The following is a 21,115-nucleotide window of genomic DNA, read 5'->3' as shown; positions in this document are numbered from 1 at the left end:
CGCCGGCGCGCGGAGTCGTCAGTTCGCGCTCGGCGTGGAGCGTCGGCGCGCGCGCACCGTGCCGATCACCGCGCAGAGCAGCGCCAGCACACCGCCGCCCGCCGCCCCGACGGCCAGGCCCGAGCCGAAGGCGCCCGACGGGGCGGCCTGCACGACACCGGCCAGGAAGGCGAGCACGAGCACCCCGTACGGCACCAGGCGCCGCGCCCGGGACCATCGGGGATCGTCGGGGCGAACCCCCAGGCGGGTGGCGTGCGCCAGGGCGAAGCCGGAGGCGACGACCGTCACGGCGAAGGTGGTCAGGGCGTACGGCAGTGCCGTGCGGCCGCCGATCCAGACCATGGCGGTGGCGGCCGCGGTGCCCAGCCACAGCGCGACCTGCAGGCCGACGGCCGAGGCCTCGTTCCACACGTCGCGCTGGCGTTCCTCGCGGTGGAAGGGGTTGGTGAGGTCGCCGACGCCTTCGGTCAGGCGCAGGAACGGGCCGTCCTGCTCGCGCAGCTGCTCGTGCGCTTCGTCGTGCTGGTTCACCGTCGGACCTCCGTGGCGGGGTGGCTGTCGGGGTGGTCGGGTGCGCCGGCTGTGCCGAAGAGGTCCTCGACGCTGCGTCCGAGCCGGCGGGCGATGGCCAGGGCGAGGTACACCGAAGGGGCGTAGTTGCCGGCTTCGACGGCGACCACCGTCTGGCGGGTGACCTCGACCGCTTCGGCGAGCTCGGCCTGCGTCATCCGCAGCGCGGTGCGGGCGTCGCGGACGCTGTTGCTGCGCCCTCGCGCTGAGGACCTGGCCACGGGACGAGTGTCAAGGCTACTGGACACGATGTCAAGGGAACTGGACATCTTCCGCTCGCGCTCCGCCGTGACCTCGGTGTCCTGCGACCCGACGGCGGGTCAGGCCCCCGGCGCCTGCCGGGGGAACCCGAACAGGTCGAACAGGCGGGTGTCCAGGAACGAGGTGATGCGGGCGATCCTCCCGTCGGCCAGTTCCAGGGCCTGGATCGCGAACGGCACCAGCTCGCCGTGCTCGCCCACGGGCTTGTAGTGCGCGTAGGCGGGGGAGCCGTTCATCGTCACCGGCACCAGCTTCGAGCCGCGGCACTGGTGACCGGGGCCGACCATCCACGCGGCGATGTCGTCGGCCCCGGCCAGCCACAGCTCGAACGGCGGCATGTTCTGGGTGACGTCGGCGGCCAGCAGCTTCACGAACGCGTCGATGTCGTACGCCTCGAAGGCGCGGACGTACTCCTCCAGCAGGGCGCGGTGGCCGTCGTCGAGGGGTTCGGTGCGCTCGACGTCGGGTCGTTCGGCCAGCGTCGCGCGGGCCCGCTGCAGGGCGCTGTTCACCGACGCCGTCGTGGTGTCGAGCAGTTTCGCGACCTCCTCGGCCCGCCAGCGCAGCACGTCGCGCAGGATGAGCACCGAGCGCTGCCGCGGGGGCAGGTGCTGCAGCGCGGCGACGAACGCCAGCCGGATCGACTCGCGGGCGACCGCGATGTCGGCCGGGTCGCCGGCGTCGGGCAGGACCCGCTCGTCGACCATCGGCTCCAGCCAGGTGTCCTCGGGCCGGCTGCGGGCCAGCGACGCCTCGACCGGTTCCCACGCCGTGGCGGACAGGTCCATCGGGCGGGCCCGCTTCTTGCGGCCCTCGATCATCGTCAGGCACACGTTGGTGGCGATGCGGTACAGCCAGGACCGCAGCCCCGACCGTCCCTCGAAGCCGTCGATGCTGCGCCAGGCCCGCACCAGCGTGTCCTGGACGGCGTCCTCGGCGTCGAACGCCGAGCCCAGCATCCGGTAGCAGTACCCGGTCAGCTCCGCCCGGTGGGCGGCCAGTTCCGGTTCGAGCTCGTCGTGGGTGAAGGTCCGGGGAGTCGCCGGACCGCTGGTCGCCGTGCCGGAGGTCGTCACAGGCACAGCACAGCACAGAGCACCGACACGACGGGAGTACCCGCGGGTGCCTGGTTGGATGGCCCCCCGTGCCGCTGATCGAGATCCCCCTGCTGCTGCTGGCCGGTGTGCTGACCGGCCTGGTCGGCGCGACCGCCGGGCTGGCCTCCCTGGTGTCGTACCCGGCGCTGCTGCTGACGGGGTTGTCGCCGCTGGCCGCCAACGTCACCAACACCGTCGCGCTGCTGGGGGTGACGGCGGGCACGGCCGCCGGGTCGCGCCCGGAGCTGCGCGGGCAGGGGGCGCGGCTGCGGCGGCTGCTGCCGATCGCCGCGGCCGGCGGTGCCGTGGGGTGCCTGCTGCTGCTGGCGCTGCCGCCGGGGGCGTTCGAGCTCGTCGTCCCGTTCCTGGTCGCGGGGGCGTCGGTGACGCTGCTGCTGCAACCGCGCGTCAAGCAGCTGCAGCCGGGCCGGTACTCCCCGCGCAACCCCCTCGTGCTGGCCGCGATCTTCGCCGTCGGCGTGTACGGCGGGTACTTCGGCGCGGCCGCGGGCGTCCTCATGCTGGCGCTCACCGAGGTCCTGCACGCCCAGCCCCTGGCTCGCAACAACGCGCTGAAGAACATGCTGACGGGGGCCGCGAACACGGTCGCCGCCGTGGGGTTCGCGGCGTTCGGGCCCGTGGACTGGTGGGCCGCGCTGGCCCTGGGGGCCGGGTGCGTCGCCGGGGGCCGGGTCGGGCCGCCGATCGTGCGCCGCGTCGACCCGCGCGTCCTGCGCGTCGTCGTCGCGGTCGCCGGGTTCGCGCTGGCGGTGCGGTTGTTCCTGGCGCGCTGACCCTCAGCGCGGTCCGGGGCGGACGGCGTCGCCGGCGCCGCGGGGCAGCCGCAGGACCTCCGCGACGCCGAGCACCCCGGCGACGGCCATCGCGACCAGCGCCGCGCGGTAGGCGAACGCGGGGTCACCGTCCGGGGCGAACCGGCCGGCCCAGCGGACCAGCAGCGCCGCGAGCGCGACCCCCAGGCCCGTCGCGAGCTGCGTGGTGATGGAGGCGACGGCGTTCGCCGGGGCCAGCCGGCCGGCGGGGACGTCGGCGAACTGCAACGTGCCGTAGGCCGTGAACCCCACCGAGCGGGCCGCGCCGGAGAGGACGAACAGGGCCGCGACGAGCACCTGCGGGGTGTCCGGGGACAGCAGCGCCGCCGCCGCGAACGTCGCGGCCAGCACGGCCGTGGAGACGACGACGATCGGCACGAGCCGCACCCTGCGCATGAGCGGCGTGGTGAACGGCTTGACCCCGAGGTTGCCGGCGAAGACGAACATCAGCATCGCCCCGGCCGCCACCGGGCTCCAGCCGAACCCGTCCTGCAGCAGCAGCGGCAGCAGGAACGGGGCCGCGCTGACGACGGCGCGGTACACCGACCCCGCGGAGTTGGAGACGCGGAACGTCGTGGTGCGCAGCGTGCTCAGGTCCAGGACGGGGTGCCCGACCCGCCGCACCCACCGGACCCCGGCGGTCCCGGCGACGAGCGCACCGGCCAGCAGCGCCGCCCCGGCGGGCGTGCGCGCGGGGTCGGCCACGAGCTCCAGGCCGAGGACGAGGGCCGTCACCGCGGTGACCATCAGCAGCAGGCCCACGACGTCCAGCGGCCGGCGGACCGTCGCGACCCGGGGGACGACCCGCCAGGCGACCACCGCGAGCGCCGCGCCGACGGGCACGTTGACCCAGAAGATCCACGGCCAGCCCGCGTGCTCGGTGAGCAGACCGCCCAGCAGCGGGCCCACGACGGGCGCCACCAGGGCGGGCCAGGTCAGGTAGGCGATGGCCCTCACCAGGTCGGCCTTCGGGGTGCCGCGCAGCACGACCAGCCGACCGATGGGCACGAGCGCGCTGCCCGCGACGCCCTGCAGGACCCGGGCGGCGGTGAGCGCGGCGACCGACTGCGACGCCGCGCACAGGATCGAGGCGAGGGTGAACACGACGATCGAGGTCAGGAACACCGCCCGCGCCCCGAGCCGGTCGGCCAGCCAGGAGCCGAGGGGGATGAACGCCGCCACGGCCACGAGGTAGGCGGTGACGGCCAGGCCCAGGTCGGCCGCCCGGACGCCGAAGCCGGCTGCGATCGAGGGGGTGGCGGTGGTGAGGATCGTCGCGTCGAGGTTCTCCATGAAGAACGCCGCCGCGACGACCAGGGCCACCGGCCGGGACCAGCCGCCGGTGGCCGGGGTGGGGGTGTCGGGGACGGCGGTGGTCACCGCAGGAGGGTACGGCGCGGCTTTGGACCGGTCCACCACGGTGGGCGGTCGGCGCGTGGTAGGCAGGGCGCGTGCGCATCGCCCTCTCGCAGCTGAACAGCGGCACCGACCCCGCCGCCAACCTCGGCCTCGCCCGCGCGGAGATCGCGGCGGCCGCCGAGGCCGGGGCCCGGCTGCTGGTGCTGCCCGAGGCGTTCTCCTGCCGGTTCGGCGTCCCGCTGGGCCCGGTGGCCGAACCCGTCGACGGGCCGTGGGCCGAGGGCCTGGCCGAGGCCGCCGACGCCGCGGGCCTCACCGTCGTCGCCGGGGCCTTCTCGCCCGGGGAGGGCGGCCGGGTCCGCAACACCCTGCTGGCCCGCGGGGCCGGGGTGCGCGACCACTACGACAAGGTCCACCTGTACGACGCGTTCGGGTTCGCCGAGTCCGACACCGTCGAGGCCGGGACCCGTCCCGTCGTCCTGGACGTCGACGGCGTCGGGGTCGGGCTGGCGACCTGCTACGACGTGCGGTTCCCCGGCCTGTTCCAGCACCTGGCCGGCGCGGGCGCCCAGGTCGTCGTCCTGGTGGCCTCCTGGGGCGCCGGCCCGGGCAAGGTCGAGCAGTGGGACCTGCTGACCCGGGCCCGCGCCCTGGACTGCACGAGCTTCGTCGTCGCCTGCGGGCAGGCCGAGCGCGCCGAGGCCCACGGCCCGGCCCCGACGGGGGTGGGGCACAGCCGGGTCGTCGGGCCGCTCGGGCAGGTCGTCGCCGCCCTCGACGCGGCGCCGGGGCGGCTCGTCGTCGACCTCGACCTCGGCGAGGTCGCCGCGGCCCGGGCCGCGGTGCCGGTGCTCACCGGCCGCCGGTTCTGAGCCGCGGGCCTCACCCCAGGGAGGCCATGCCCTCCGGCAGCGGCTCGGCGTGCAGGACGTGCAGCTCCTGCGTGGCGCGGGTCAGCGCCACGTAGAGGTCGTTCGCCCCGCGCGGGCGGCGCAGCACCGCGGCCGGCTCGACCACCACGACGACGTCGAACTCCAGGCCCTTGGCCCGGTGCACGTCCAGCACCGAGACCTCGGCGTCCAGGTCGTCGGGGGAGGCCGCGACCGACCCCGGGGGCAGCGCCGCCGTCACGGCCGCGCGCACCGCGTCCGAGCCCAGCGGGCCGTCCTGGTCGGCGGTCAGGACCGCGATGCGGCCCTCGTCCAGCGCCGCGAAGCGGTCCCGCACGTGCTCGGCGATCGAGGCGACCCCGGTCAGCGGCAGGGCCACCGGCTCGTGCTCGCCCTCGCGCACCGGCGTCGGCGGGTTCGCCGCGATCCCCGCGGCCCGCAGCACGTCGGCCGCGACCCGGGAGATCTTCGCGGGCGTGCGGTAGTTGACGGTGAGCTCCTCCAGCCGCCAGCGGTCGTCGACGACGGGTTTGAGCGCCTGCGCCCAGCTGCGCGCCCCCGCCGCGTTCGACGTCTGCGCCACGTCGCCCACGAGCGTCATCGACCGCGACGGGCAGCGGCGCTCCACGAGCCGCCAGGCCATCGGGGACAGCTCCTGCGCCTCGTCGACGACCACGTGCCCGTACGCCCAGGTGCGGTCCGCGGCGGCGCGCTCGGCGACGGTGCCGCTGGGGCCGGAGCCGGAGAAGCGGTCGGCCAGCAGTTCCGGGCTGACCAGCGGGTTCCCCACGCCGGAGGCCTCGAAGTCCTCGAGCACCTTGCGGGCGTAGGCGAGCTGCTCCTCGCGCTCGGCGGCCGCGCGCGCGGAGGTGACGCTCTCCTCCAGCGGCCCGAGCAGCTCGGCGAGCTCGTCGAGCAGCGGCACGTCGGCCTCCGACCAGGCCTCCGGGTCCTCGCGGTGCAGCGCCTCGCGGTCGCGCGCGGACAGCTGCGGGGCGACCTCGGCCAGCAGCGCCGGGTTCCGGTACAGGGCCGAGAGCACCTTCGCCGGCGTCAGCGGCATCCAGCACAGGTTGACCTCGCGGCGGACGTCGACGTGCTCGCGCAGCTCGGCGACCAGGTCGTCGCGCTCCTCGCCGAGGTCGACGCCGCGGGCGCGGGCCAGGGAGTTCACCATCGTGTTCAGCACCTCGCGCACGAACGTGACGCGCGCCAGGTTGTGCGGCTTGCGGCTGCGGCGGGCCCGGGTGCGGGCCGCGGCGACCGCGTCGGGCCGCAGCTGGATCCGGGTGCCGTCCAGGTCGAAGCGCAGCGGCCGGGCGGGCACCCGCTGCCGGGCGGCGACGGCCGCCTCCAGCACGTCGACCATCCGCAGCGACCCCTTGACGCGGGCCGCGGCGGGGGAGTCCTCGCCGCGCGCGACCACGCCGGGGAACATCTCGCCCAGCGTCAGGGTCACCACGCCGGTCTCCCCGAGCGCCGGGAGCACCTGCTCGACGTAGCGCAGGAACACCGGGCTGGGGCCCAGCAGCAGGACACCGCTGCGGGCCAGCCGGTCGCGGTGGGTGTAGAGCAGGTAGGCGGTGCGGTGCAGCGCGACGGCCGTCTTGCCCGTCCCCGGCCCGCCCTGCACGACGAGCACGCCGCGCTCGGAGGCGCGGATCACCCGGTCCTGCTCGGCCTGGATGGTGGCGACGATGTCGCCCATGCGCCCGGTGCGGGGGGCGGTGACGGCCGCGAGCAGCGCCGCGTCGCCGGTGGTGCGCCCGCCCTCGGCGGCCACCAGCACCTCGTCGTCCAGGCCGGTGACCCGCCGGCCGGAGGTCAGCAGGTGCCGGCGGCGCACGACGTCGCGGGGGGAGGCGGCGGTGGCCTGGTAGAAGTCCTGCGCCGCGGGGGCGCGCCAGTCCACGAGGATCTGGGTGCCGCGCTCGTCGGCCAGCCCGAGGCGGCCCACGTAGCGGCGCGGGTCCTCGGTGCCCGGGCGCAGGTCCAGGCGCCCGAAGCACAGCCGGTTCTCGACCGACCACAGCTGCGCGAGCCGGTCCTCGTACAGGGTCGCGAAGGCGTCCCGCTCGAAGCGGCTCTGGTGGGTGCCGGTGGCGATGGTGCGGCGGACCTCGGCGAGCTGCTCCGCCGTCTGCTCGCGCAGGACGTCCAGGCGCGCGTACAGCGTGCCGACGTGCTCGTCCTCGCGTGCGACCTCCTGCTCGGTCCCAGGGGTGACGCTCGGCTCGGTGGACTGGCTCACTCGGGCGGCTCCTCGCGCAGGTGCTCGTGCGTGCCGTCGAAACGGCACCGAAGAAGAGTAGAGCCGGGGTCCGGGCGTCCGGCGGGCGGACCCGCGCGTTCGCCCGGTCGGCGGCGTCCGCGCGGCGCGCCCCCGGGGCCCCGCCGTGTTCGCCGTGCGCGGATCCGGGCCCCGCGCGGGTCCTGCCGCTGACGAACGGGCCCGGACGTGCTAGGTTTCCTGACAGTCGCAGTTTCTCGTCGTGCTAGTAGCGCCCGGGGGATCACCGAGGGGCAAGCACGCTCACCACAAAGGTCAGCACCCTCGGCGGCGAGTCCCACCTCGTGTGGGGCGCAAGACCCGAGGAGGCCTCATGGCTCAGGGAACTGTCAAGTGGTTCAACGGTGAGAAGGGCTTCGGCTTCATCGCCCCCACCGACGGTGGTCCGGACGTCTTCGTCCACTACTCCGCGATCTCCGGCAACGGGTACCGCAACCTGGAGGAGAACGACACCGTCGAGTTCGAGGTGACCCAGGGCGCCAAGGGCCCCCAGGCCGCCAACGTCGTGCGTCTCTGATCTCCAGGATCTGACGAACGCCGCAGCGACCCCCGTCCCCGTGTGGGACGGGGGTCGCTGTGCGTTCAGCGCCGCTGCAGCACCCCGCGGACGAAGGCGGCCTGGGCCGCGTGCTCGAGGTCGTCGTCCGCGACGCTCACCAGCCGCACCCCCAGGGTGACCGGCGGGTCCCACGCCTCGTCGACGACCCGGTCCAGGTCGGCGTCGGTGAGCCCGCCCAGGTACGCGACCGTCCGGGCGTGGACGGCGTCGAGGTACCCGGTCAGCAGGTCCGCCGACGCCCGCACCCGCCCCACCTGCCCGGCGTCGTGGCCGTACCCGGTCTCGGCCGGGGCGAACGGCAGCCCGAAGCGGTCCGCCCAGCCGTCGGCCGTCCACACCTGCTCCCGGCCCGCGACCTCGCTGACGTGGTCGTCCTGCACCCGCGCCAGGTGCCACACCAGCCAGGCGATGCTGTTGGCCGCCGGGTCCAGCCGCGCGCTCAGCGCGTCCTCGTCCAGACCGTCGACCGCGGCGTGCACGGCGTCGGGGATGCGGCCGTAGAGGTCCAGCAGCACGTCCTTGGAGTCCATGCCCCCAGCCTCGGTGCAGCCCCGCCCCGCCGCACCCGCGGGGTTGCTCCGGACGGGCGATCGTCGGCGACGGGGTGCAACGCCGGGCACCGCGCCGCGATGGACCCCTCGTGACGCAACGTGATCTCCTCGAACGCTGGTGGTCCACCCTGGACGCGCCGGGGCGCCGCGACGTGCTGCGGGTCGGGCCCGGCGACTTCCTCAGCGAGGCCGTGGCCCGGGACCTGCAGCGCTGCGGCGTGCACGTCCCGGGCGTGGCGCTCGCCGTCGACGTCGCCGGTGAGGTGCGCCGCGGCGTCGTCCACGTCCAGCCCCGCGAGCTGACGGACTTCCTGGTCGCCGTCCGCTGACCCGCGCCCGTCCGGGCGCGCTCGCGGGCAACCGGCGGGCGGTCCCGCGCGTCGACTCCCCGTGACCACCACCGAGCGCCGGCGGGGACGTGCGGCGATCGCGCCCGTCCTCCTGGCCGTCGCCGCCGGGTGCGCGGCCCCCCGCCCACCCGCACCGCCACCGACCACCCCCACGACCCGCCCCCCGACCACCGGCACCGTGGTCCCGGCCGCGACGGCGCTGACCTTCACGACGGCCGGCGGCCTGGTGCTGGCCGCGACCGCGGGGGGCGGGGCGTCGCTGGAGGACCCCGCCGCCACGGACGCCGCGGCGCCGGTGCTGCGCTGGTACGCCGAGCCCACGGGCACCCCGCGCACGTACGTGCTGCGCAACGCCGCCACCGACAGCGGGGACGTCTGCCTGCAGGTCCCCGCGGAGGGGACCGTCGCCACCGGGACCTGCGGCCCGTTCACCGACCAGTGGTTCGGCCTGGCCGCGCGGGGCCCGTCGGCCTGGACGCTGCGCTCGTCGTCGGGGTACGTGGTGGCCGGGGCCGACGGGGCGCTGACCACCACGGCCGACGCGGGCGCCGCGACGCCGTTCGCGGTCTCCGACGCCGACGACGCCGACCGCGCCGGGACCGTCCCGGACCTGTGAGGCCCGGGACGGTCCCGGGGCGGGTCAGACCCGGGCCCGGGCCCGCAGGAAGGTGCCGATCCGGCCGACCGCGTTCTCCAGGTCCTCCACCCGCGGCAGCGTCACGATGCGGAAGTGGTCCGGCCGCGGCCAGTTGAACCCGGTGCCCTGGACCACCAGGACGTGCTGGTCCTCCAGCAGGTCCACGATCAGCTGGTAGTCGTCGGAGACCGCGTGGACCTCGGGGTCGAGCCGGGGGAAGCAGTACAGCGCGCCGCGGGGTTTGACGCAGCTGACGCCCGGGATGGCGTTGAGCAGTTCCCACGTCCGGTGCGACTGCTCGGCCAGCCGCCCGCCGGGCAGCACGAGGTCGTTGATCGACTGGTGGCCCGACAGCGCGGCCTGCACGACGTGCTGCGCGGGGACGTTGGCGCACAACCGCATGTTCGCCAGCAGGTCCAGGCCCTCGATGAACCCGCTCGCGTGGGCCTTGGGGCCCGACAGGTACATCCACCCCGAGCGGAACCCCGCCACCCGGTACGCCTTGGACAGCCCGTTGAACGTCAGGCACAGCAGGTCCGGGGCCAGCGAGGCGGTCGAGACGTGCACGGCGTCGTCGTAGAGGATCTTGTCGTAGATCTCGTCGGACAGGACCAGCAGGCCGTGCTCGCGCGCGACCTGGAGGATCCCCTCGAGCACCTCGGTGCCGTACACCGCGCCGGTGGGGTTGTTGGGGTTGATGACGACGACGGCCTTGGTGCGGGGGGAGACCTGGGAGCGCAGGTGCTCCAGGTCCGGTTCCCAGCCGGCCGACTCGTCGCACAGGTAGTGCACGGCGCGCCCGCCGGCCAGGCTCACCGCGGCGGTCCACAACGGGTAGTCCGGCGCCGGGACGAGGACCTCGTCGCCGTCGTTGAGCAGCGCCTGCATCGCCATGACGATGAGCTCGCTGACGCCGTTGCCCATGTAGACGTCGGCGACGCCGACGTCGGTGACGCCCTTGAGCTGGCTGGACTGCACGACGGCGCGCCGGGCCGACGGGATGCCCTTGCTGTCGCTGTAGCCCTGCGCCACGGGCAGGTTGGCGATCATGTCCTGCAGGAGTTCGTCCGGAGCCTCGAAACCGAACGGCGCGGGGTTGCCGATGTTCAGCTTGAGGATCCGGTGACCGGCCTCTTCGAGCTGCTGGGCCCGCCGCAGGGCGGGTCCGCGGACGTCGTACAGGACGTTGGCGAGTTTGTCCGACTGCTCGAAGTTCATGACCGGCCTTCTCGATGTCTGCTGGGCCCGCTCAGCTTGGCACGGGGCCCCCGCGCGCGACGAGGAGGTCGGCGGGGGTAGCGCCCCGGAGTGTCGTCGGGTAGCACTACTCGCTTGCCGGGACCGGGGAGGGCCGACAGGCTGGGGCGGTGCGCCCGCTGACCTACTACGTCGGTTCCAGCCTCGACGGTTTCATCTCCGGCCCGGGCGGTGAGATCGAGCACTACCCCGTCAGCGAGGACCACCTCGCGCAGATGGTCGAGGAGCACCCCGAGGTGCTGCCCGCGCACGTGCGCCGCGCCGTCGGGGCCGACGACCGGCCCAACGTCCGGTTCGACACGGTCGTGATGGGCTGGGACACCTACCGGCCCGCGCTGGAGGCCGGCATCGGCAACCCCTACCCGCACCTGCGGCAGGTCGTGGCCTCCCGGACCCGCACCCCGTCCGACCCCGCCGTCGAGCACACCGCGGACGCCCTGCGCACGGTCCGCGAGCTGAAGGCGCAGGACGGGCTGGGCGTCTACCTCGCCGGCGGGGGACGGCTGGCGGCCTCGCTGGCCGACGAGATCGACGAGCTCGTCGTGAAGGTCTACCCGGTGGTCCAGGGGCGGGGGGTCGCCGCCTTCGGCGGGCCGTTCCACCCGCGGGCGTTCACGCTGACCGGTTCCCGCACGTTCGACAGCGGGGCGGTGGTCCTGTCCTACGTCCGCCGCGGGTGAGCCGCGGCGCGCGGGTCGCCGTGCCCGGTGCGCTGACGGGGGCGCTGGTCGTGTGGCTGGGCGTGGAGGCCGTGCACGCGGTGGCCGCGCGCCGGGGACTGCCCGCCGGGGCCCGCCGCGCCGGTCACGACCCGGACGTGGTCGTGGTGCTGGGGTGCCCGCCCCGGCCGGACGGGTCGGCCGGTGCGATGCAGCGCTGGCGCACGCTGATCGCGGTCCGCACCTCCGGCCGGGCGCTGCTGGTGTTCTCCGGGTTCGCCCGCGAGGGGCTGCCGAGCGAGGCCGCGGTGATGGCCGCGCACGCCGTGGACGTCCTGGGGTGCGACCCGCGCCGGGTGCGGTGCGAGGAGTCGGCGCGCTCGACGTGGCAGAACGTGGAGTTCACGGTCGGGCAGGTGGCGCCGGGGCAGCGGCTGGCGATCGCGTCGTCCCCCGTCCACGCGTGGCGCGCCCGCCGCTACCTGGCCCGGCAGCGGCCGGACCTGGCCGCCCGGCTCGTCCCGGCCGCCGACTACCGGTTCGGGGAGCGGTGGGGGCTGAAGGCGCTGACCGTCCTGTACGACGGGGGGCGGTCGCTGACCCTGCGGTGGCCCGGTCACCGGCGCCGGGCGCCCTGACGCGGGGGCCCCGCGAGTTCCACCCCTCCGGCCGGGCGGCCGGGCCGCCCGGGCCGTCGCCGTGCTCCCGACCGGCTGGCGTCCCCGCCAGCGGAGCAGCAGTCGTCCGATCTCTGAGGGACGTTTTCCTTGCTCGTCGATGCCTCGCAGTGGCAAAGACGCAGAAGTTCACCGACCTGTCGTTGACAAGACATCCGACGTCTGTGAGGGTCGTCGCGGAGACCGCCCCAGAGTGGAGCACTGATGAAGCTACTGCGCGTCGGAGCACCCGGCCGTGAACGACCCGCCGCGCTGGACGACGCCGGACGGTTGCGCGACCTCGGCGACCACCTCGACCCGCACCGGGCCTGGACCTCGGAGGACCTGGACCGGGCGCGCACGGCGCTGCGCGAGGAGGACCTGCCCGTGCTCGACCAGCAGGACCTGCGGGTCGGGTCGCCGGTCCCGCGGCCGGGGGCCGTGGTCTGCATCGGCCTGAACTACCGGGACCACGCGGCCGAGACCGGGGCCGCGCTGCCGACCGAACCCGTCGTGTTCCTCAAGATGCCCTCCACCGTCGTCGGGCCCACCGACGAGGTCCTCGTCCCGCGCGGCAGCACGAAGACCGACTACGAGGTCGAGCTCGGGGTCGTCCTGGGCCGCCGCGTGCGCTACCTGGCCGACCTGGACGAAGCCCGCGCCGCGATCGCCGGCTACGTCGTCTCGCACGACGTCTCCGAGCGCGAGTTCCAGCTCGAACGCGGCGGCCAGTGGGACAAGGGGAAGAACTGCGAGACGTTCAACCCCCTCGGCCCCTGGCTCGTCACCGCCGACGAGGTCCCCGACCCCGGCGCGCTCGGGTTGCGGCTGTGGGTCGACGGCGAACTGCGCCAGGACGGGAACACGCGGGACATGGTGTTCACCGTCGCCGAGATCCTCCTCTACCTCAGCCGGTTCATGGTGCTGGAGGCCGGGGACGTCATCAACACCGGGACCCCGGCGGGGGTCGCGCTCGGCCGGCCGGACCCGAAACCCTACCTGCGGGCCGGGAACGTCGTGGAACTCGAGATCGACGGCCTGGGCCGCATGCGGCACCCGGTGGGGAGCGCCTGATGGCCGTCTTCACCACGTTCACCACCCACGACGTCCGGTTCCCGACCTCCCGGCACCTGGACGGGTCCGACGCCATGAACCTCGACCCCGACTACTCCGCGGCCTACGTCGTCCTGGGCACCGACGCCGCCGACGGCCTCGCCGGGCACGGGTTCGCCTTCACGATCGGGCGCGGGAACGACGTGCAGGCCGCCGCCATCGACGCCCTCGCCGGCCACCTCCTGGGCCGGGACGTGGACGCGGCGCTCGCCGACATGGGCGCGACCTACCGCCTGTTCGTCGACGACTCCCAGCTGCGCTGGCTCGGCCCGGAGAAGGGCGTCATCCACATGGCCGTCTCGGCCGTCGTGAACGCCCTGTGGGACCTGCGGGCCCGGCGGGCGGGGCAGCCGCTGTGGGAGCACCTCGCGGGGCTGTCCCCGGCCGAGCTGGTCTCGCTCGTGGACTTCCGCTACCTCTCCGACGCGCTCACCCCCGCCGAGGCGCTGGCGATCCTGGAGGCGGCCGCACCCGGCCGCGCGCGGCGTCGCGACCTGCTCCTGGAACGCGGGTACCCGGCGTACACGACGACGCCCGGGTGGCTGGGGTACTCCGACGAGAAGCTGGTGCGGCTGGCGAAGGAGGCCGTGCGCGACGGCTACCGCCAGATCAAGCTGAAGGTGGGCGGGGACGTCGCCGACGACGTGCGCCGGATGCGGCTGGCCCGCGAGGCCGTCGGCCCGGACGTCCGGATCGCCGTCGACGCCAACCAGCGCTGGGACGTCGCCCAGGCGATCGACTGGGTGGGGCAGCTCACCCCGTTCGACCCGTGGTGGGTGGAGGAACCCACCAGCCCCGACGACGTCCTGGGCCACGCCGCGATCCGCGAGGGCATCGCCCCCGTCCAGGTCGCGACGGGGGAGCACGTGCAGAACCGCATCGTGTTCAAGCAGATGCTCCAGACCGGGGCCCTCGACGTCCTGCAGATCGACGCCGCCCGCGTCGGCGGGGTGAACGAGAACATCGCGATCCTGCTGCTGGCCGCCAAGTTCGGCGTCCCGGTGTGCCCGCACGCCGGTGGGGTCGGGCTGTGCGAACTCGTGCAGCACCTGGCGATGTTCGACTTCGTCGCCGTGTCGGGGTCCACCGAGGACCGGGTCATCGAGTACGTCGACCACCTGCACGAGCACTTCCTCGACCCCGTGCGCATCGTCGACGGGCACTACCTCGCCCCCCGCGCCCCGGGGTTCTCGGCGCAGATGGACCCCGCCGCGGTCGAGCGGTTCACCTACCCCGGCGGGGCGGAGTGGCGCGCGGTCGCGCCGGCCGAACCCGCCCTGCCCGCCGGCCGCTGAGGTCCGCCGGAACCCCGAACAGGAAGGACGGACGACGTGCAGGGACTGCGAGTTCTCGTGACCGGCGGCGCCTCGGGCATCGGCGCGGCCACCGCCGCGCGGTTCGCCGCCGACGGCGCCCGGGTCGTCGTGCTGGACCGGGACCCGGTGGACCCGGCTCGGGGGGTGGTGGGGTCGGTGCGGGCCGACCTGTCCGACGACGCCTCGGTCCGCGCGGCCGTCGAGGAGGCCGCCGGGAAGCTCGGGGGGCTGGACGTGGTGGTGAACAACGCCGGGATCGGCGCGACCGGGACGGTGGCGGACAACGACGACGAGGAGTGGCACCGCGTCTACGACGTCAACGTCCTCGGGATCGTCCGCACGACCCGCGCGGCGCTGCCGCACCTGCGGCGGTCCCCGCACGCCGCGATCGTCAACACCTGCTCGATCGCGGCGTGGACGGGGCTGCCGCAGCGCGCGCTGTACTCGGCCACCAAGGGCGCCGTGCAGGCCCTGACGCTGGCGATGGCCGCCGACCACCTCGCCGACGGCGTCCGCGTCAACTGCGTCAACCCCGGCACGGCCGACACCCCGTGGGTGCAGCGGCTGCTCGACGCCAGCCCCGACCCCGACGCCGAGCGCGCCGCGCTGCGGGCCCGCCAGCCCACCGGGCGGCTGGTCACCGCCGAGGAGGTCGCCCACGCGATCGTCCACCTGGCCGATCCGCGGTCCTCGGCGACCACGGGCGTGGCGATGGCCGTCGACGGCGGCACGCACTCGCTGCGGCTGCCCGCCCGGCCGGTGCCCGGCTGATGGGCGGGAGGCTGGGACTGCCCGCGTGGGGGCTGGGTGCCGCCGCGCTGGGGAACCTCTACACCGCCGTCGACGACGCGACGGCCCGCGCGACCGTGGACGCCTGCTGGGACGCCGGCATCCGCTACGTCGACACCGCACCGCACTACGGCCTGGGGCTGAGCGAGGAACGCGTCGGCGCCGCGCTGCGCGAGCGCCCGCGCGGGGAGTTCGTGCTGCAGACCAAGGTGGGGCGCCTGCTGCGGCCCGCCGCCGGCGGGGGACGGGACACCGAGGGTTTCGACGTCCCCGCCACCCGCGAGCGCGTCTGGGACTTCACCGCCGCCGGCGTCCGGCGCTCGGTGGAGGACAGCCTCGGGCGCCTCGGCCTGGACCGCGTCGACGTCGTGCTCGTCCACGACCCCGACGACCACGCCGAGGCGGCCCGCGCGGGGGCCTTCCCCGCGCTGCTGCGGATGCGCGAGGAGGGGCTCGTGCGCGCGGTGGGGGCCGGGATGAACCAGACCGGGCTGCCGACGCGGATCGTGCAGGAGTTCGACCTCGACGTCGTCCTCGTCGCCGGCCGGTACCACCTGCTGGACGCCGGCGCCCTGGTGGACCTGTTCCCGGCGGCGCAGCGCACGGGCACCGCCGTCGTCCTGGGCGGGGTGTTCGCCTCGGGGCTGCTGGCGCACGACGACCCGCCCGCCGGCGCCACCTACGCCTACGGCCCGGCCCCGGCGGCGCTGCTGGAGCGGGCCCGGCGGATGGCGGCCCTGGCCCGCGAGCACGGCACCTCACTGCCCGCCCTGGCCGTCCAGGCCGCCGCCGCGCACCCCGCCGTCGCCTCGCTGGTGCTGGGCATGCGCTCGCCGGCCGAGGTGCGGCGCAACGCCGCGCTGTTCGCCGACCCGGTGCCCCCGCAGGCGTGGGAGGCGCTGCGCCGCGAGGGCCTGCTGCCCGACGGGATGCCGTTGCCGGAGGGGGCGCGGCCGTGACCGTCGACGCGCACCACCACCTGTGGGACCCCGCGACGCGGGACCACCCGTGGATGGTCGACGCGCTGCGGCACCGGTTCAGGCCGGATGACCTGCGCGCGGTCACCGCGGCCGCGGGGATCGACCGGACCGTCCTGGTGCAGACCGTCTCCGACCCGGCCGAGACCGCGGAGCTCCTCGCCACCGCCGCGGCCTCGGACGGCCTGATCGCCGGGGTCGTCGGCTGGGCCGACCACACCCGCCCGGTGCCCGGGCAGGTGGACGGCCTCGCCCACCGCGACCTGCTCGTCGGGGTCCGGCACCAGGCCGAGGACGAACCGGACCCCGGCTGGCCCGCGCGGCCCGAGGTCGTCGCGGGGGTGCGGTCGGCCGCGGAGGCCGGGCTCGTCGTCGACCTGCTGGTCCGCACCGACCAGCTGCCGGCCGCCGTGCGGCTCGTCGACGCCGTCCCGGGCGCGAGCTTCGTCCTGGACCACGGCGCGAAACCCCCGCTCGGCACCGACGCCTACCCGGCCTGGCGCGCCGGGGTCGCCGAGCTCGCCGCCCGCCCGCACGTCGCGGGCAAGCTGTCCGGCCTGTTCACCCTCGCCCGGCAGGACCTGCTGGGACCGGCCGTCGAGCACCTCCTCGCCGTCTTCGGCCCGCAGCGGCTGATCTTCGGCACGGACTGGCCCGTCAGCACCCTCGCCGGCGACCACGCCTGCGTCGTGGAGCGCACCCGGGCGTTCCTGGACCCGCTGCCGGACGGTGAGCGCGCGGCCGTCCTGGGCGGCAACGCCGTCCGCACGTACCACCTGCCCGAACCGTCGTGAACCCAGAGGAGGCCCGTCCCGTGGCCGTGTTCGAGTCCACCCCCCGGCGCCCGGAGCTGTACCGGAGGTTCGAGCGCGAGACGCCGCAGTGGTACCGCGACGTGAAGTTCGGCGTCTTCGTGCACTGGGGGGCGTACTCGGTCCCCGCGTGGGCCGAGCCCACCGGTGAGCTCGGCACCGTCGAACCGCACGAGTGGATGAAGCACAACCCGTACGCGGAGTGGTACGCGAACACCATCCGCATCGACGGCAGCCCCGCGCAGGAGCACCACCGGCAGGTGCACGGCGCAGCCCCCTACGACGACTTCCTCGACCGGTGGACGGCGTCGGAGTTCGACCCGACCGAGCTCGTCGCGCTGTTCCGCCGCGCCGGGGCGGGGTACCTGGTGCCCACCACCAAGCACCACGACGGGATCGCGCTGTGGGACGCGCCGGGCACCGGGACCCGCAACACCGTCCACCGCGGGCCGCGGCGAGACCTCGTCGCGGAGTTCGCCGACGCCGCCCGCGCGGCCGGGATGCGGTTCGGGACGTACTACTCCGGCGGGCTGGACTGGCACTTCACGAACCTGCCGCCGCACACCGGTGACGACCTCGGCGCCGAGCGCCCCGTCGACGCCGCCTACAACGAGTACGCCTCCGCCCACGTCGCCGACCTCATCGAGCGGTACCGCCCGGACGTGCTGTGGGGCGACATCGAGTGGCCCGACGCCGGCAAGCCCGACGGCCCGAGGAGCTTCGCGCGCCTGCTGGAGCAGTACTACGCCGCGGTGCCCGACGGCGTCGTCAACGACCGCTGGGGCCTGACGCACTGGGACTTCCGCACCAGCGAGTACCAGCAGGGCAAGGAGTCGGAGTCGGCGGGGACGTGGGAGAACTGCCGCGGCATCGGGTTCTCCTTCGGGTACAACCAGGTCGAGGACGCCTCGCACCACCTCGACGGTCCCGGGGCCGTCCGGCACCTGCTGGACGTCGTGTCCCGCGGCGGGAACCTCCTGCTCAACGTCGGGCCCGACGAGGCCGGCCGGCTGCCCGAGCTGCAGCGCCGGTGCCTGGAGGGCGTCGCGGACTGGATGGAGCTGAACTCCTCCGCCGTGCACGGCACCACCCCGCTGGCCGGCGCCACCGCCTCGGACGACCCGTGGGTCCGGTACACCCGCACCGGTCCCGTCGCGCACGCGGTCGTCGAGGCCGCCGGGCCGGTCGCCCTCGACCTGCCCGCCGTGGACGCGGCCTCGGCGCGGCTGCCCGACGGGACGCCCGTCGGGGCGCGCGAGGAGGGCGGCCGCGTGGTCGTCGACGTGCCCGCCGCCACGGTGCCCGGCCCGGTCGTGGTCGACCTCGACCTGCGCGGGTGAGGGCCGGCGTCAGTCCGCGCTGACCTGCCGAAGCCACTGCTCCACGCCCGCGACGTGGACCTGCGCCCAGGCGCGGGCCACGTCGTGCTGGCGGGTGGCCATGGCCTGCTGGATGGCGCGGTGCTCGGCCAGGGTCCGCGTCGTCGCGGACTCCTCGCTGAGCCCGCGCCACACCCGCGCCCGGTGCAGGGGCCCGGACAGGCTCTCGATGAGGGAGGCGAGCACCGAGTTCCCCGAGCCGAGCGCGATGCGCCGGTGGAACTCCTGGTCGTTGGCGACGAGGTCCTCGACGCTGGGGTCCGGGCCCAGCTCGTCCAGCAGGTCGGCCAGGCCGGCGATCTCCTCGTCGCTCATCCGGGTCGTCGCCATCGCCGTCGCGGACGGTTCCAGCAGGCGGCGGACCTCGAAGAACTCCAGCAGGGAGTCGTCGCGCTGGACGTCCACGACGAACGTCATGGCGTCCAGCATCACGCCCGGTTCCAGGCTGGAGACGTACGTCCCGTCGCCGTGGCGCACGTCGAGGACGTTGATGAGGGCCAGCGCCCGCACCGCCTCGCGCAGCGAGTTGCGGGACAGGCCCAGCGAGGCCGACAGTTCGGCCTCGCGCGGCAGCCGGTCACCGGGGCGCAGTTCGCCGCCGAGGATCATCCGCTTGATCTTCTCGATCGCCTCGTCGGTGACCGCCACGGCGTTCAGCCCCCCGTGCGCTGCGCGGCGCAGCCCCGCGCGAAGGGCGGGCCGTCGTCGTCGCCGGAGCAGGCGCCGGGGGTCGAGGGCCGGGGGGTGACCCGCGCCGGCCGGGCGAGGTCGGCGGGGACCCGGGCGTGCAGGGCGTCGCGGGCCTCGACCGCGTCGGCGCGCCGACGGGTGCGCGACGTCCTCTCCATGCCCCGACGATACCCGGGGGCCCGCCGCGGGCCCGCGCAGTTCCCGTCAGGGTTGCCGGCGCCCGACGACCCAGTTCCCGGGGTCGTCCAGCGCGGTCCCGCGCCCGGTGGCGCGGAACACCAGCCGGTCGTGCAGGCGGGAGGTCCGCCCCTGCCAGAACTCGACCTCGTGCGCCCGCACGAGCAGACCGCCCCAGTGCTCCGGGACGGGAACGTCGGTGGCCGAGCCGGTGTCGGGCCAGCGGGCGGCGAGCTCGCGGTAGCGGGCGTCGAGCGTCGCGGCGGAGTCCACCGGCTCGGACTGGGCGCTGGCCCAGGCCCCGATCCGCGAGCCGTGCGGGCGGCTGCGGAAGTACGCCTCGGTCTCGGCGCGCGGCACCGGCTCGGCCCGGCCGCGGACGGCGACCTGCCGGTGGACGGCGTGCCAGCCGAACAGCAGCGCGACCCGCGGGTCGTGGGCGATCGCGCGGGCCTTGCGGGACCGCAGGTTCGTGTAGAAGACGAAACCCCGCGCGTCCACCGCCTTGAGCAGCACGGTGCGGGCCGAGACGCCGTCGGCGTCCACGGTCGAGACCGTCATGGCGTTGGGCTCGACGACCCCGGCGGCCACGGCCGCCGAGTACCAGTCCTCGAACTGGGCCAGGGGGGTGGCGGCGAGGTCCTCCTCGACGAGGTGCCGCTCGCCGTAGTCGACGCGCCGGCCCGCTGGATCCTCCACCGGGGCAGCGTAGGGACGCCGCCGCCCCCGGGCCACCCGGGGCCGCCCGGGGCCGCGCGCGGCCGCCGGGGTCGTGACGCGGGCGGGGGTGTCGTCTACCCTTCGCTGGCAACGTTCGCAGGTGGACGGGCACGGAGCCGGGGAGGCCGCGGTGGCACTGGGACGACCACCCACGATGCGTGACGTCGCCGAGCACGCCGGGGTCAGCATCTCGACCGTCTCGCGCGTCGTCAACGCCGAGAAGTACGTCGACGCGGGCACCCGGGAGAAGGTCGAGGCCGCCGTGGCCGCGCTCGGCTTCCTGCGCAACGAGAGCGCCCGCACCCTGCGGCCCGGGCAGCGCACCGCCACGATCGCGCTCGTCGTGGAGGACCTCACCAACCCCTTCTCCGCCGAGCTCGCCCACGGCGTCGAGCTGGTCGCGGCGGCCGCGGGGTACGTCGTGCTGCTGCTGTCCACCGGCCGCGACGCGACCGGGGACCGGGACGGGGCCCGCGAGCAGGAGATCGTCGCCGAGCTGCTGCGGCGGCGCGTGGACGGCGTCCTCATGGTGCCCGGCGCCGACGACCGCGCCGGCCGGTACGCCGCGCTGGCCGAGCGGGCCCCCGTCGTCTTCGTCGACCGGCTCCCGCAGGGGGTGCGCGGCGACGTCGTGCTGCTCGACAACGCCGGCGGCAGCCGGCGCCTGACCCGGTGGCTGCTGGACCGCGGGCACCGTCGCATCGCCTACGTCGGCGGCGACCGCGGGTCCGGGACGGGGGCCAAGCGGTTCTCCGGCTACCGCGCCGCGCTCAAGGCCGCCGGGGTGCCCGAGGACCGCGAGCTCCTGCGGTTCTCCCAGCACAGCAGCGAGGAGGCCCGCACCGCCACGCAGGACCTGCTGGCGCTGCCCGAGCCGCCGACGGCGATCTTCTGCGACAACAACCGCATGACGGTGGGGGCCCTGCTGGCCGTCCACCGGGCGCGCGCCGACGTCGTCATCGGCGGTTTCGACACCGTGGAGCTGGCCGAGGTGCTCGTCGACCGCGTCGCGCTCGTCACCTACGACCCGGTCGACGTCGGCCGCCGCGCCGCGACGCTGCTGGTCGAGCGCATGGGCGGCTCCGACGTCGTGCCCCGCCGGATCACCGTCCCGGTCGACCTGGCCGAGTTCGGGAACTGAACACCCCCCCCCGCAGCACCCCGCAGCACCTC

At 75.4% G+C, this 21,115-nt stretch carries 24 protein-coding genes; 14 read left to right on the top strand and 10 right to left on the bottom strand.

What is annotated here, in order from left to right:
• Positions 1-18 precede the first annotated feature (18 nt).
• The 3 genes from ACRYRX_RS07790 to ACRYRX_RS07780 all read right to left on the bottom strand — a co-directional run bounded on the left by ACRYRX_RS07790 (position 19) and on the right by ACRYRX_RS07780 (position 1,907).
• Positions 19-531: a hypothetical protein gene (locus tag ACRYRX_RS07790; RefSeq protein WP_432511274.1), complete on the bottom strand. Its 513-nt coding sequence runs from the start codon at positions 529-531 to the stop codon at positions 19-21.
• A complete protein-coding gene (locus ACRYRX_RS07785; RefSeq protein WP_432511273.1) occupies positions 528-791 on the bottom strand; it encodes a helix-turn-helix transcriptional regulator in 264 nt (87 codons plus the stop codon). Before ACRYRX_RS07785 ends, ACRYRX_RS07790 begins: the two co-directional genes overlap by 4 nt.
• Before the next feature lie 99 nt (positions 792-890).
• On the bottom strand, positions 891-1,907 hold the full coding sequence (locus ACRYRX_RS07780; RefSeq protein ID WP_432511272.1) for a sigma-70 family RNA polymerase sigma factor: 1,017 nt from the start codon (positions 1,905-1,907) through the stop codon (positions 891-893).
• A 68-nt stretch (positions 1,908-1,975) separates the two neighbouring features.
• On the opposite strand from ACRYRX_RS07780, the gene ACRYRX_RS07775 reads away from it, so the two are divergent.
• Entirely contained in the window at positions 1,976-2,722 is a 747-nt protein-coding gene (locus ACRYRX_RS07775; protein WP_432511271.1) for a sulfite exporter TauE/SafE family protein, read from the top strand.
• Positions 2,723-2,725: 3 nt separating this feature from the next.
• Here the strand turns inward: ACRYRX_RS07775 and ACRYRX_RS07770 are convergent, their stop codons facing one another.
• Positions 2,726-4,141: an MFS transporter gene (locus ACRYRX_RS07770; protein ID WP_432511270.1), complete on the bottom strand. Its 1,416-nt coding sequence runs from the start codon at positions 4,139-4,141 to the stop codon at positions 2,726-2,728.
• A 71-nt stretch (positions 4,142-4,212) separates the two neighbouring features.
• On the opposite strand from ACRYRX_RS07770, the gene ACRYRX_RS07765 reads away from it, so the two are divergent.
• On the top strand, positions 4,213-4,992 hold the full coding sequence (locus tag ACRYRX_RS07765; protein ID WP_432511269.1) for a nitrilase-related carbon-nitrogen hydrolase: 780 nt from the start codon (positions 4,213-4,215) through the stop codon (positions 4,990-4,992).
• 10 nt (positions 4,993-5,002) lie between these two features.
• Here ACRYRX_RS07765 and ACRYRX_RS07760 read toward each other — a convergent pair whose 3' ends face one another.
• On the bottom strand, positions 5,003-7,261 hold the full coding sequence (locus tag ACRYRX_RS07760; RefSeq protein ID WP_432511268.1) for a HelD family protein: 2,259 nt from the start codon (positions 7,259-7,261) through the stop codon (positions 5,003-5,005).
• 352 nt (positions 7,262-7,613) lie between these two features.
• On the opposite strand from ACRYRX_RS07760, the gene ACRYRX_RS07755 reads away from it, so the two are divergent.
• The gene (locus ACRYRX_RS07755; RefSeq protein WP_106212702.1) at positions 7,614-7,817 is read left to right on the top strand and encodes a cold-shock protein; all 204 of its coding nucleotides are present in this window, start codon (positions 7,614-7,616) and stop codon (positions 7,815-7,817) included.
• Between the two features lie 65 nt (positions 7,818-7,882).
• Here the strand turns inward: ACRYRX_RS07755 and ACRYRX_RS07750 are convergent, their stop codons facing one another.
• Entirely contained in the window at positions 7,883-8,389 is a 507-nt protein-coding gene (locus tag ACRYRX_RS07750; protein ID WP_432511267.1) for a mycothiol transferase, read from the bottom strand.
• 110 nt (positions 8,390-8,499) lie between these two features.
• Between ACRYRX_RS07750 and ACRYRX_RS07745 the strand changes: the two genes are divergently transcribed.
• A complete protein-coding gene (locus tag ACRYRX_RS07745) occupies positions 8,500-8,739 on the top strand; it encodes a hypothetical protein (RefSeq protein WP_432511266.1) in 240 nt (79 codons plus the stop codon).
• 61 nt (positions 8,740-8,800) lie between these two features.
• The gene (locus ACRYRX_RS07740) at positions 8,801-9,376 is read left to right on the top strand and encodes a hypothetical protein (protein ID WP_432511265.1); all 576 of its coding nucleotides are present in this window, start codon (positions 8,801-8,803) and stop codon (positions 9,374-9,376) included.
• Between the two features lie 24 nt (positions 9,377-9,400).
• Here the strand turns inward: ACRYRX_RS07740 and ACRYRX_RS07735 are convergent, their stop codons facing one another.
• On the bottom strand, positions 9,401-10,615 hold the full coding sequence (locus ACRYRX_RS07735; RefSeq protein ID WP_432511264.1) for a pyridoxal phosphate-dependent aminotransferase: 1,215 nt from the start codon (positions 10,613-10,615) through the stop codon (positions 9,401-9,403).
• Positions 10,616-10,764: 149 nt separating this feature from the next.
• Between ACRYRX_RS07735 and ACRYRX_RS07730 the strand changes: the two genes are divergently transcribed.
• The 8 genes from ACRYRX_RS07730 to ACRYRX_RS07695 all read left to right on the top strand — a co-directional run bounded on the left by ACRYRX_RS07730 (position 10,765) and on the right by ACRYRX_RS07695 (position 18,316).
• Complete coding sequence (locus ACRYRX_RS07730) at positions 10,765-11,334, top strand: dihydrofolate reductase family protein (RefSeq protein ID WP_432511263.1); 570 nt, start codon at positions 10,765-10,767, stop codon at positions 11,332-11,334.
• A complete protein-coding gene (locus tag ACRYRX_RS07725) occupies positions 11,331-11,951 on the top strand; it encodes a YdcF family protein (RefSeq protein WP_432511262.1) in 621 nt (206 codons plus the stop codon). The genes ACRYRX_RS07730 and ACRYRX_RS07725 overlap by 4 nt, the downstream gene beginning before the upstream one ends.
• 243 nt (positions 11,952-12,194) lie before the next feature.
• Positions 12,195-13,043, top strand: coding sequence for a fumarylacetoacetate hydrolase family protein (locus ACRYRX_RS07720; RefSeq protein ID WP_432511261.1), 849 nt, complete (start codon positions 12,195-12,197; stop codon positions 13,041-13,043).
• Positions 13,043-14,377: an enolase C-terminal domain-like protein gene (locus ACRYRX_RS07715; protein WP_432511260.1), complete on the top strand. Its 1,335-nt coding sequence runs from the start codon at positions 13,043-13,045 to the stop codon at positions 14,375-14,377. Before ACRYRX_RS07720 ends, ACRYRX_RS07715 begins: the two co-directional genes overlap by 1 nt.
• Positions 14,378-14,413: 36 nt before the next feature.
• Positions 14,414-15,169, top strand: coding sequence for an SDR family NAD(P)-dependent oxidoreductase (locus ACRYRX_RS07710; protein ID WP_432511259.1), 756 nt, complete (start codon positions 14,414-14,416; stop codon positions 15,167-15,169).
• Positions 15,169-16,146, top strand: a complete 978-nt coding sequence (locus ACRYRX_RS07705; RefSeq protein ID WP_432511258.1) for an aldo/keto reductase — start codon at positions 15,169-15,171, stop codon at positions 16,144-16,146. Before ACRYRX_RS07710 ends, ACRYRX_RS07705 begins: the two co-directional genes overlap by 1 nt.
• The gene (locus ACRYRX_RS07700; protein ID WP_432511257.1) at positions 16,143-16,958 is read left to right on the top strand and encodes an amidohydrolase family protein; all 816 of its coding nucleotides are present in this window, start codon (positions 16,143-16,145) and stop codon (positions 16,956-16,958) included. The genes ACRYRX_RS07705 and ACRYRX_RS07700 overlap by 4 nt, the downstream gene beginning before the upstream one ends.
• A gap of 20 nt (positions 16,959-16,978) precedes the next feature.
• Entirely contained in the window at positions 16,979-18,316 is a 1,338-nt protein-coding gene (locus ACRYRX_RS07695; RefSeq protein WP_432511256.1) for an alpha-L-fucosidase, read from the top strand.
• Positions 18,317-18,325: 9 nt separating this feature from the next.
• Here the strand turns inward: ACRYRX_RS07695 and ACRYRX_RS07690 are convergent, their stop codons facing one another.
• From ACRYRX_RS07690 to pdxH, 3 genes are read right to left on the bottom strand one after another with little or no spacing between them, the layout of a single operon-like run.
• Positions 18,326-19,003: a FadR/GntR family transcriptional regulator gene (locus ACRYRX_RS07690; RefSeq protein WP_432511255.1), complete on the bottom strand. Its 678-nt coding sequence runs from the start codon at positions 19,001-19,003 to the stop codon at positions 18,326-18,328.
• A 5-nt stretch (positions 19,004-19,008) separates the two neighbouring features.
• Positions 19,009-19,203: a hypothetical protein gene (locus tag ACRYRX_RS07685; RefSeq protein ID WP_432511254.1), complete on the bottom strand. Its 195-nt coding sequence runs from the start codon at positions 19,201-19,203 to the stop codon at positions 19,009-19,011.
• A gap of 46 nt (positions 19,204-19,249) precedes the next feature.
• Positions 19,250-19,921: a pyridoxamine 5'-phosphate oxidase gene (gene pdxH / locus ACRYRX_RS07680; RefSeq protein WP_432511253.1), complete on the bottom strand. Its 672-nt coding sequence runs from the start codon at positions 19,919-19,921 to the stop codon at positions 19,250-19,252.
• A 121-nt stretch (positions 19,922-20,042) separates the two neighbouring features.
• On the opposite strand from pdxH, the gene ACRYRX_RS07675 reads away from it, so the two are divergent.
• The gene (locus ACRYRX_RS07675) at positions 20,043-21,083 is read left to right on the top strand and encodes a LacI family DNA-binding transcriptional regulator (protein WP_432511252.1); all 1,041 of its coding nucleotides are present in this window, start codon (positions 20,043-20,045) and stop codon (positions 21,081-21,083) included.
• Positions 21,084-21,115 lie beyond the last annotated feature (32 nt).

Source organism: Kineococcus lubricus (genome assembly GCF_050871965.1).
GTDB lineage: Bacteria > Actinomycetota > Actinomycetes > Actinomycetales > Kineococcaceae > Kineococcus.
The sequence above is the reverse complement of the archived record's forward strand: the minus strand, read 5'-3'. Positions and strand labels throughout refer to the sequence as shown.

What these genes read in the sequence shown, in the direction of transcription:
- ACRYRX_RS07755 (WP_106212702.1), top strand. Translation starts at nt 7,614, where the DNA reads ATGGCTCAGGGAACTGTCAAGTGGTTCAACGGTGAGAAGGGCTTCGGC.
- ACRYRX_RS07750 (WP_432511267.1), bottom strand. Translation starts at nt 8,389, where the DNA reads ATGGACTCCAAGGACGTGCTGCTGGACCTCTACGGCCGCATCCCCGAC.
- ACRYRX_RS07735 (WP_432511264.1), bottom strand. Translation starts at nt 10,615, where the DNA reads ATGAACTTCGAGCAGTCGGACAAACTCGCCAACGTCCTGTACGACGTC.
- ACRYRX_RS07720 (WP_432511261.1), top strand. Translation starts at nt 12,195, where the DNA reads ATGAAGCTACTGCGCGTCGGAGCACCCGGCCGTGAACGACCCGCCGCG.
- ACRYRX_RS07715 (WP_432511260.1), top strand. Translation starts at nt 13,043, where the DNA reads ATGGCCGTCTTCACCACGTTCACCACCCACGACGTCCGGTTCCCGACC.
- ACRYRX_RS07705 (WP_432511258.1), top strand. Translation starts at nt 15,169, where the DNA reads ATGGGCGGGAGGCTGGGACTGCCCGCGTGGGGGCTGGGTGCCGCCGCG.
- ACRYRX_RS07685 (WP_432511254.1), bottom strand. Translation starts at nt 19,203, where the DNA reads ATGGAGAGGACGTCGCGCACCCGTCGGCGCGCCGACGCGGTCGAGGCC.